General features: G+C 62.6%; 7 protein-coding genes. All 7 read left to right on the top strand.

Going from position 1 to position 10,407, the window contains the following annotated elements; translation table 11 throughout:
- Window positions 1-3,936 (top strand): DNA-directed RNA polymerase subunit beta' (gene rpoC, locus Q0L30_RS02845; RefSeq protein WP_296650914.1); only part of this gene is annotated, 3,936 nt, incomplete at its 5' end.
- Between the two features lie 227 nt (window positions 3,937-4,163).
- A complete protein-coding gene (locus Q0L30_RS02840) occupies window positions 4,164-4,448 on the top strand; it encodes a hypothetical protein (protein WP_296650911.1) in 285 nt (94 codons plus the stop codon).
- A gap of 164 nt (window positions 4,449-4,612) precedes the next feature.
- Window positions 4,613-6,460, top strand: a complete 1,848-nt coding sequence (gene recQ / locus Q0L30_RS02835) for a DNA helicase RecQ (RefSeq protein ID WP_296650909.1) — start codon at window positions 4,613-4,615, stop codon at window positions 6,458-6,460.
- Window positions 6,461-6,771: 311 nt separating this feature from the next.
- Window positions 6,772-7,152, top strand: coding sequence for a 30S ribosomal protein S12 (rpsL, locus tag Q0L30_RS02830; RefSeq protein WP_296650906.1), 381 nt, complete (start codon window positions 6,772-6,774; stop codon window positions 7,150-7,152).
- 192 nt (window positions 7,153-7,344) lie between these two features.
- Window positions 7,345-7,815 carry a 30S ribosomal protein S7 gene (gene rpsG, locus Q0L30_RS02825; RefSeq protein ID WP_008343817.1) on the top strand — a complete coding sequence of 157 codons (471 nt, stop codon included), beginning with the start codon at window positions 7,345-7,347 and terminating at the stop codon, window positions 7,813-7,815.
- 133 nt (window positions 7,816-7,948) lie between these two features.
- Window positions 7,949-10,051 (top strand): elongation factor G, encoded by a 2,103-nt coding sequence (gene fusA, locus Q0L30_RS02820; protein ID WP_296650895.1) that lies wholly within the window; start codon window positions 7,949-7,951, stop codon window positions 10,049-10,051.
- An 85-nt stretch (window positions 10,052-10,136) separates the two neighbouring features.
- A partial coding sequence (locus tag Q0L30_RS02815; RefSeq protein ID WP_254320704.1) for a GTP-binding protein occupies window positions 10,137-10,407 on the top strand: 271 nt, incomplete at its 3' end.

The following is a 10,407-nucleotide window of genomic DNA, read 5'->3' as shown; positions in this document are numbered from 1 at the left end:
CTGGCCGAGTTGGAGGCCGAGGGCGCGAAAGCCGATGCGCGGCGCAAGGTTCGTGACGGCGGCGAGCGGGAGATGCGCCAGATGCGCGATCGTGCCCAGCGCGAGCTGGACCGGCTCGAGGACATCTGGAGCACCTTCACCAAGCTGGCTCCCAAGCAGCTGATCGTCGACGAGAACCTCTACCGCGAGATCGTCGACCGCTACGGCGAGTACTTCACCGGCGCGATGGGCGCGGAGTCGATTCAGAAGCTGATGCAGGCCTTCGACATCGAAGCGGAAGCCGAGAACCTGCGGGACGTCATCCGAAACGGCAAGGGGCAGAAGAAGCTTCGTGCGCTGAAGCGGCTCAAAGTGGTCGCGGCCTTCCAGCAGTCGGGCAACTCCCCGATGGGCATGGTGCTCGACGCCGTCCCGGTCATCCCGCCGGAGTTGCGGCCGATGGTGCAGCTCGACGGTGGCCGGTTCGCCACCAGCGACCTCAACGACCTGTACCGCCGCGTGATCAACCGCAACAACCGCCTCAAGAGGCTGATCGACCTCGGCGCGCCGGAGATCATCGTCCGCAACGAAAAGCGGATGCTCCAGGAAGCCGTCGACTCGCTGCTCGACAACGGCCGCCGCGGCAAGGCGATGACGGGTGCGAACAAGCGTCCGCTGAAGTCGCTCGCCGACATGATCAAGGGTAAAGGCGGTCGCTTCCGTCAGAACCTGCTCGGTAAGCGCGTCGACTACTCGGGCCGTTCGGTCATCGTGGTCGGCCCGACGCTGAAGCTGCACCAGTGCGGTCTGCCGAAGCTGATGGCGCTCGAACTCTTCAAGCCGTTCATCTTCAACAAGCTGGAGACGATGGGCGTCGCGACCACGATCAAGGCCGCGAAGAAGGAAGTCGAGAACCAGACGGCGGTGGTGTGGGACATCCTCGAAGAGGTGATCCGCGAGCATCCGGTCATGCTGAACCGTGCGCCGACGCTGCACCGCCTCGGTATCCAGGCTTTCGAGCCGGTGCTGATCGAAGGTAAGGCGATCCAGCTGCACCCGCTCGTCTGCGCGGCGTTCAACGCCGACTTCGACGGTGACCAGATGGCCGTTCACGTGCCGCTGTCGCTCGAAGCGCAGATGGAAGCGCGCACGCTCATGCTCGCGTCGAACAACGTCCTGTTCCCGGCGAACGGCGATCCGTCGATCGTGCCGTCGCAGGATATCGTGCTGGGCCTTTACTACGCGACGCGTGAAGCGATCAACGGCAAGGGCGAAGGCATGACGTTCACGGGCGTGTCGGAAGCGATCCGCGCGTATGAGAACAAGGAAGTCGAGCTGGCCTCGCGCGTGAACGTGCGTATCACCGAAATGGTGCGCAACGAGGACACGTCGGAAGGCGCGCCGGCTTTCGTGCCGAAGATCACGCTGTATCCGACGACCGTCGGCCGCTCGATCCTTTCGGAAATCCTGCCGCACGGCCTGCCGTTCTCGGTGCTGAACAAGCCGCTGAAGAAGAAGGAAATCTCGCGCCTGATCAACACGGCGTTCCGCAAGTGCGGTCTGCGCGCGACGGTGGTGTTCGCCGACCAGCTGATGCAGTCGGGTTTCCGTCTCGCGACGCGCGCCGGCATTTCGATCTGCGTGGACGACATGCTCGTGCCGCCGCAGAAGGAAACGATCGTCGGCGACGCCGCGAAGAAGGTGAAGGAATACGACCGCCAGTACATGTCGGGTCTCGTCACCGCGCAGGAACGCTACAACAACGTGGTCGACATCTGGTCGAACACGTCGGAAGCGGTCGGCAAGGCGATGATGGAGCAGCTCTCGACGGAGCCGGTGGTCGATCGCGACGGCAACCATACGCGTCAGGAATCGTTCAACTCGATCTACATGATGGCCGACTCGGGCGCGCGGGGTTCCGCGGTCCAGATCCGTCAGCTGGCGGGTATGCGCGGCCTGATGGCGAAGCCGGACGGCTCGATTATCGAAACGCCGATTACCGCGAACTTCCGCGAAGGCCTGAACGTGCTGCAGTACTTCATCTCGACCCACGGTGCACGTAAGGGTCTGGCTGATACGGCACTGAAGACGGCGAACTCGGGTTACCTGACGCGTCGTCTCGTCGACGTCACGCAGGATCTCGTGGTCGTCGAGGAGGATTGCGGCACGTCGAACGGCGTGGCGATGAAGGCGCTCGTGGAAGGCGGTGAAGTCGTCGAAGCGCTGCGCGACCGGATTCTCGGCCGCGTCGCGGTGGCGGACGTCGTCAACCCGGAAAGCCAGGAAACGCTGTACGAATCCGGCACGCTGCTCGACGAAACCGCAGTGGAGCAGATCGAAGCCCTCGGCATCGACGAAGTGCGCGTGCGCACGCCGCTCACTTGCGAAACGCGCTATGGCCTGTGCGCCTCGTGCTACGGCCGCGACCTCGGCCGCGGCTCGCGCGTGAACGTCGGCGAAGCGGTTGGCGTGATCGCTGCCCAGTCGATCGGCGAACCGGGCACGCAGCTCACGATGCGTACGTTCCACATCGGTGGTGCGGCGTCGCGTGCGGCAGTGGCCTCGTCGGTCGAAGCGAAGAGCAACGGTACGGTGCGCTTCACGGCGACGATGCGTTACGTCACGAATGCGAAGGGCGAGCAGATCGTCATCTCGCGTTCGGGCGAAGCGCTCATCGCCGACGATCACGGCCGCGAGCGCGAGCGTCACAAGGTGCCGTACGGCGCGACGCTGCTGCAGCTCGACGGTGCGCAGATCAAGGCCGGCACGCAGCTCGCAACGTGGGATCCGATGACGCGCCCGATCATCACCGAGTACGGCGGTACGGTGAAGTTCGAGAACGTCGAGGAAGGCGTGACCGTGGCGAAGCAGATCGACGACGTCACGGGTCTGTCGACCCTCGTCGTGATCGACGTGAAGCGCCGCGGCTCGCAGGCCGCGAAGAGCGTGCGCCCGCAGGTGAAGCTGCTCGACGCGAACGGCGAGGAAGTGAAGATCCCGGGCACCGAGCACTCGGTGCAGATCGGCTTCCAGGTCGGCGCGCTGATCACCGTGAAGGACGGTCAGCAGGTGCAGATCGGTGAAGTGCTCGCACGTATCCCGACCGAATCGCAGAAGACGCGTGACATTACCGGCGGTCTGCCGCGTGTGGCGGAACTGTTCGAAGCACGTTCGCCGAAGGATGCCGGCATCCTGGCGGAAGTCACGGGTACGGTGTCGTTCGGTAAGGACACGAAGGGCAAGCAGCGTCTCGTCATCACGGACCTCGAGGGCAACCAGCACGAGTTCCTGATCGCGAAGGAAAAGCAGGTGCTGGTCCACGACGGTCAGGTCGTCAACAAGGGCGAAATGATCGTGGACGGCCCGGCCGATCCGCACGACATCCTGCGTCTGCAGGGTATCGAGGCGCTGTCGCGCTACATCGTCGACGAAGTGCAGGACGTGTACCGTCTGCAGGGCGTGAAGATCAACGACAAGCACATCGAAGTAATCGTGCGTCAGATGCTGCGCCGCGTGCAGATCACCGACAACGGCGATACGCGCTTCATCCCGGGCGAGCAGGTCGAGCGTTCGGACATGCTGGACGAAAACGACAAGATGAACGCCGACGACAAGCGCCCGGCGACGTACGAGAACGTGCTGCTCGGTATTACGAAGGCATCGCTCTCGACCGACTCGTTCATCTCGGCGGCATCGTTCCAGGAAACGACCCGCGTGCTGACCGAAGCGGCGATCATGGGCAAGCGCGACGATCTGCGTGGCCTGAAGGAAAACGTGATCGTCGGCCGTCTGATTCCGGCCGGTACGGGTCTCGCGTTCCACAAGGCGCGTAAGGCGAAGGAATCGTCGGATCGCGAGCGTTTCGACCAGATCGCAGCGGAAGAAGCGTTCGACTTCGGCACACCGGAAACCCCGGCAGCCGAAGAGCCGCAACAGCCGCACACGACTGGCGAGTAAGCATCGGGGCGGCGTAGCCGCCGCCCTTCGCTGACAGAAGTCGCAGAAGTCGCAAGGCCGTCCGGTTTCGACCGGACGGCCTTTTTTATTGCCCGCGCGCGAATGAGTGCGAGTGCGCGTGTGCCGTGCAGCGCGCACCGGACCGTGCTAACGTACGCGCGCCACGTTATGCATGCGCCGCATCGAGCGTGGCAGACGGGATCTATCCGAATCGGGAGGCGTGAATCATGTGGGTCGTTGGAGCCGGGTTGTTCCTGAATATGCTGGCGTCGGTCGGCATCTTTTCGTATTTGCTGCATCACGTCGGGGTCCAGCAGGCCGCGTGGTTCTTCGCAACCTTCCTCGTGGTGTGGGCGTTTCTCATCATCGGCTACATCATGCTGATAGCGGGCAAGCGCAAGGGCGGCGCCGTGCTGATCACCATCGGCTCGCTTATCTTCATTCCGGTCGGGCTCGTTTCGATCATCGGCAGCATCCTCGTCGCGCGCCGCGGCAACCGGCTCGCGCGCTGATTCACACGATCGTGCTCGCACTCTCGTGCTCGGCGTGCATAGCGCGCATCACATGCGCGCGCGCCGGCTATCCGCCGAACGGACAATATCGTTCGTAGCGGCGGGCAGAGGCGGCACGGGTTGGTAAAATCTGGCCCACTGCCTTTGCATCGACCCGCCTCTCCATGTCCCGCTCGCTCGAAATCCTCAACGAAGTCTTCGGTTATCCCGCTTTCAGGGGGCAGCAAGCCGAGATCGTCGAGCATGTCGCGGCGGGCGGCGATTCGCTGGTTCTGATGCCCACGGGTGGCGGCAAATCGCTCTGCTATCAGATCCCCGCGCTCGTACGTCACGAAGCCGGCCACGGCGCCGGCATCGTCGTATCGCCGCTCATCGCGCTCATGCAGGATCAGGTGGCCGCGCTCACGGAAGTCGGCGTGCGCGCCGCTTACCTGAACTCGACGCTCTCCGGCGCCGAAGCCGCCGCCACCGAACGCGCGCTGCGCGAGGGCAGTATCGATCTGCTCTACGTCGCGCCCGAGCGTCTCATGACGCCGCGTTTTCTCGATCTGCTCGAACGTACGCGAATCGGCCTGTTCGCCATCGACGAAGCGCATTGCGTGTCGCAATGGGGGCACGATTTCCGGCCCGAGTACATCCAGCTTTCGGTGTTGCACGAGCGCTTTCCGGACGTGCCGCGCATCGCGCTCACAGCAACCGCCGACGACATCACGCGCGACGAGATCGTGCAGCGGCTCGCGCTCGACGACGCGCGCGTTTTCATCTCGAGCTTCGACCGGCCGAATATCCGCTACCGCATCGTCGAAAAGGACAATGCGCGCGCGCAGCTGCTCGACTTCATTCGTGCCGAGCACAGCCGCGCCGACGGCACGACCGACGCGGGCGTTGTCTACTGTCTCTCGCGCCGCAAGGTCGAAGAAACGGCCGAATGGCTCAAGGGGCAGGGCGTGCGCGCGCTGCCGTACCACGCGGGCATGGAATTCGAGGTACGCCAGCAGCATCAGGAAATCTTCCAGCGCGACGAGGGTGTCGTGATGTGCGCGACGATTGCATTCGGCATGGGCATCGACAAGCCGGACGTGCGTTTCGTCGCCCATCTGGATTTGCCGAAGAGCGTCGAAGGCTATTACCAGGAAACGGGGCGCGCGGGCCGCGACGGGCTGGCGGCGAATGCGTGGATGGCCTACGGCCTCGGCGACGTCGTGCAGCAGCGCAAGATGATCGACGAATCGGAGGCCGACGAAGCCCACAAGCGCGTGCAGACCGGCAAGCTCGACGCGCTGCTCGGGCTGTGCGAGACGGCGTCGTGCCGCCGCGTGCGCCTGCTCGCGTATTTCGGCGAAGCCAGCCAGCCGTGCGGCAATTGCGATACGTGTCTCGAACCGCCCGCCACGTGGGACGCCACGCGTGAGGCGCAGATGGCGCTTTCGTGCGTGTTCCGCGCGCAGCGCGCGAGCGGCTTCAACTTCGGCGCGGGCCACCTGATCGACATTCTGCGCGGCAACCGCACGGAGAAGATCCTCGCGCGCGGCCACGAGAAAATTTCCACCTTCGGCATCGGTGCGGCGCTATCCGAAGCGGAATGGCGTGCGATCTTCCGGCAACTGGTGGCATTTGGCTATCTCACCGTCGATCACGACGGCTTCGGCTCGCTCGTGCTCACCGAGGCGAGCAAGCCGGTTTTGAAGGGCGACCAGAAGGTGACGATGCGTCGCTATGTGAAGCCGCAGCGCACGCGCCAGTCGTCGGGGCGCACGAGCGAGCGTGCCGATCCGACCCAGGGCATGAGCCCGCGCCAGCGTACGCGCTGGGATCGTCTGCGACTGTGGCGCACGGAGACCGCGAAGAGCGAGGGCGTTCCCGCCTACCTGATCTTCCACGACGCCACGCTGGCGGAAATCGCCCGCAACGGCCCCGAATCGTTCGACGAACTGCGCGAAATCCCCGGTATGGGCGCGCGCAAGCTCGAACGCTTCGGCGAGGAGCTGCTTGAGGTTGTCGGGGACGCGTAATTCCACGCGTATAGCCTGGCGAGGCGGCGCCCAATTCGCGCAATCTCCACTGCGCGCCGTCTCAAGCGCTCTCGTTGTCGCTCCACTGTCATTTCCCCTGTGGTCCTGATCATAGCAAGCCGTTGACTCACTTGGTATTTTCGGAATATCATGCTGGGTTCCGGTTCTTGGGATTCTTGCGCTCGTCCGTACATGGACGAATGTGAAGATCAGGACTCACGTCTTTTTCCGGTTCCGGAGTTCGATACGTATGGTTTTCCGCTTTGCCCGGAAATAAATGCGTCGATTTTGTTCAATTTCAGGAATAAACAATGCCAACCATCAATCAACTGGTTCGCAAAGGCCGTACTTCGGAAGTCTCGAAAAGCAAGAGTCCGGCCCTGCAGGACTGCCCGCAGCGTCGCGGCGTGTGCACCCGCGTGTACACGACGACGCCGAAGAAGCCGAACTCGGCACTTCGTAAGGTCGCCAAGGTTCGTCTGACGAACGGCTTCGAAGTAATTTCGTACATCGGCGGTGAAGGCCACAACCTGCAGGAACACTCGGTTGTGCTGATCCGCGGCGGCCGTGTGAAGGACTTGCCGGGTGTGCGTTACCACATGGTTCGCGGCTCGCTGGATACCCAGGGCGTCAAGGATCGTAAGCAGGCTCGTTCGAAGTACGGCGCGAAGCGCGCGAAGGCTGCGAAGTAAGAGTCGAAAGGTCGTCTGCGCCGCTCACTGGTGCGAGGCGATACATGCGGTGGTGCCGGATTGGCCGGTGCTGTCGAGTAAGTGGTCACCCGACCAGGCTGGTAAGTCGTAATGGATGAATCGGGTTAGTTGGTGGCCGCGGAGCGCAAGGGTTCGATCCCGCGCTTCAACTGAAAAGTTAAAGGAAGAAACATGCCGCGTCGTCGCGAAGTTCCCAAGCGGGAAGTGTTGCCGGATCCGAAGTTCGGCAACGTTGATGTAGCCAAGTTCATGAACGTGCTGATGCTCTCCGGCAAGAAGTCGGTTGCCGAGCGCATTGTGTACGGCGCTTTCGAACAGATCCAGACCAAGGGTGGCAAGGACCCGCTGGAAGTGTTCACTGTCGCACTCAACAACGTGAAGCCGGTTGTCGAAGTGAAGAGCCGTCGCGTGGGTGGTGCGAACTATCAGGTTCCGGTCGAAGTGCGTCCGTCGCGTCGTATGGCATTGGCGATGCGTTGGCTGCGTGAAGCCGCGAAGAAGCGCAGCGAGAAGTCGATGGCTCTGCGCCTGGCGGGTGAACTGCAAGAAGCGGCCGAAGGCCGCGGTGGCGCAATGAAGAAGCGCGACGAAGTTCACCGGATGGCAGAAGCGAACAAGGCGTTCTCGCACTTCCGTTTCTAAGAGGCGAACCCGCTCAGGGTTTGTTCTAAAGCGGAAAAAATTCCGGGCGGGTGCGCTAATTCAGCGCCTCGCCCGTTTGTGTTCAGACGCGTCGGGATCGAACCTGATGTGTCCCTCCCCATAGAGGATCAAAGTGGCTCGCAAGACTCCTATCGAGCGCTACCGCAACATCGGTATTAGCGCTCACATCGACGCCGGCAAAACGACGACGACCGAGCGCATCCTGTTCTATACCGGCGTGAACCACAAGATTGGTGAAGTTCACGACGGCGCTGCCACCATGGACTGGATGGAGCAGGAACAGGAGCGTGGCATCACGATCACCTCCGCTGCTACGACCGCCTTCTGGAAGGGCATGGGCGGCAACTATCCGGAACACCGCATCAACATCATCGACACCCCGGGACACGTCGACTTCACGATTGAAGTCGAGCGCTCGATGCGCGTGCTCGACGGTGCGTGCATGGTCTACTGCGCCGTGGGCGGCGTGCAGCCGCAGTCGGAAACGGTGTGGCGTCAGGCGAACAAGTACAAGGTTCCCCGTCTCGCGTTCGTCAACAAGATGGACCGTACCGGCGCGAACTTCTTCAAGGTCTACGACCAGCTGAAGACCCGCCTGAAGGCAAACCCGGTTCCGGTCGTGGTGCCGATCGGCTCGGAAGAAAACTTCAAGGGCGTCGTCGACCTCGTGAAGATGAAAGCGATCATTTGGGACGAGGCCTCGCAAGGCACGAAGTTCGACTACGTCGACATCCCGGCTGAACTCGTTGACACCTGCAACGAGTGGCGCGAAAAGATGATCGAGTCGGCTGCCGAAGCCAGCGAAGAGCTGATGGAAAAGTACCTCGGCGGCGAAGGCCTGTCCGAAGCGGAAATCGTCAAGGCGCTGCGCGACCGCACAATCGCCTGCGAAATCCAGCCGATGCTGTGCGGCACCGCGTTCAAGAACAAGGGCGTGCAGCGCATGCTCGACGCCGTGATCGACTTCCTGCCGTCGCCGGTGGATATCCCCCCGGTCAAGGGCGAGCTGGAAAACGGTGAAACGGCTGAGCGCAAGGCGTCGGACGACGAGAAGTTCTCGGCGCTCGCATTCAAGATCATGACCGACCCGTTCGTCGGCCAGCTGATCTTCTTCCGCGCATACTCGGGCATCGTCAATTCGGGCGACACCGTGCTGAACTCGACCAAGGGCAAGAAGGAACGCCTCGGCCGTATTCTGCAGATGCACGCGAACAACCGCGAAGAAATCAAGGAAGTGCGCGCAGGCGACATCGCCGCGGCTGTCGGTCTGAAGGAAGCGACCACGGGCGACACGCTGTGCGACCCGGCGAACCCGATCGTTCTGGAACGCATGATTTTCCCGGAGCCGGTGATTTCGCAGGCCGTCGAGCCGAAGACCAAGGCTGACCAGGAAAAGATGGGCCTCGCGCTCAACCGCCTGGCTCAGGAAGACCCGTCGTTCCGCGTCCAGACGGACGAGGAATCGGGCCAGACCATCATTTCGGGTATGGGCGAGCTCCACCTCGAAATTCTGGTCGACCGCATGAAGCGCGAATTCGGCGTGGAAGCGACCGTCGGCAAGCCGCAGGTTGCATACCGCGAAACGATCCGCGCGATCGCGAAGGACGTCGAAGGCAAGTTCGTCAAGCAGTCGGGTGGTCGCGGCCAGTACGGTCACGCGGTCATCACGCTCGAGCCGAACGAGCAGGGCAAGGGCTACGAGTTCCTGGACGAGATCAAGGGCGGTGTGATTCCGCGCGAATACATCCCGGCGGTGGACAAGGGTATTGCCGATACGCTGAAGTCGGGCGTGCTGGCGGGCTTCCCGGTCGTCGACGTGAAGGTTCACCTGACGTTCGGTTCGTACCACGACGTCGACTCGAACGAAAATGCGTTCCGCATGGCCGGTTCGATGGCGTTCAAGGAAGCCATGCGCAAGGCGCAGCCGGTCATCCTCGAGCCGATGATGGCCGTCGAAGTCGAAACGCCGGAAGACTACATGGGCAACGTGATGGGCGATCTGTCGGGCCGTCGCGGTATTGTCCAGGGCATGGAAGACATGGTTGGCGGCGGCAAGATCGTTCGCGCAGAAGTACCGCTGTCGGAAATGTTCGGCTACTCGACGTCGCTGCGCTCGCTCACGCAGGGCCGCGCAACGTACACGATGGAATTCAAGCACTACGCAGAAGCACCGCGTAACGTGGCCGACGCAATCATCAGCGCGAAGGCGAAGTAAGCATCGGCACGGAGCGAGCCGGGCAACGAAGCCTGGTTCGCAACGAACAGACACCGGTTCACCACTTTTTTGAAAGAAGAGAAACATGGCAAAAGGTAAATTCGAACGGACCAAGCCGCACGTGAACGTGGGCACGATCGGTCACGTTGACCACGGCAAGACCACGCTGACGGCAGCGATCACGACGGTTCTGACCGCGAAGTTCGGCGGCGAGGCGAAGGCGTACGACCAGATCGACGCAGCGCCGGAAGAAAAGGCACGTGGTATCACGATCAACACCGCGCACGTCGAGTACGAAACGGCTAACCGCCACTACGCACACGTCGACTGCCCGGGCCACGCCGACTACGTGAAGA

Source organism: Paraburkholderia sp. (assembly GCF_024281035.1).
GTDB lineage: Bacteria > Pseudomonadota > Gammaproteobacteria > Burkholderiales > Burkholderiaceae > Paraburkholderia.
The sequence above is the reverse complement of the archived record's forward strand: the minus strand, read 5'-3'. Positions and strand labels throughout refer to the sequence as shown.

Bases quoted from the DNA above. Each gene is read 5' to 3' on its own strand.
- Q0L30_RS02840 (WP_296650911.1), top strand. From the start codon at position 4,164: ATGTGGGTCGTTGGAGCCGGGTTGTTCCTGAATATGCTGGCGTCGGTC.
- recQ (WP_296650909.1), top strand. From the start codon at position 4,613: ATGTCCCGCTCGCTCGAAATCCTCAACGAAGTCTTCGGTTATCCCGCT.
- rpsL (WP_296650906.1), top strand. From the start codon at position 6,772: ATGCCAACCATCAATCAACTGGTTCGCAAAGGCCGTACTTCGGAAGTC.
- rpsG (WP_008343817.1), top strand. From the start codon at position 7,345: ATGCCGCGTCGTCGCGAAGTTCCCAAGCGGGAAGTGTTGCCGGATCCG.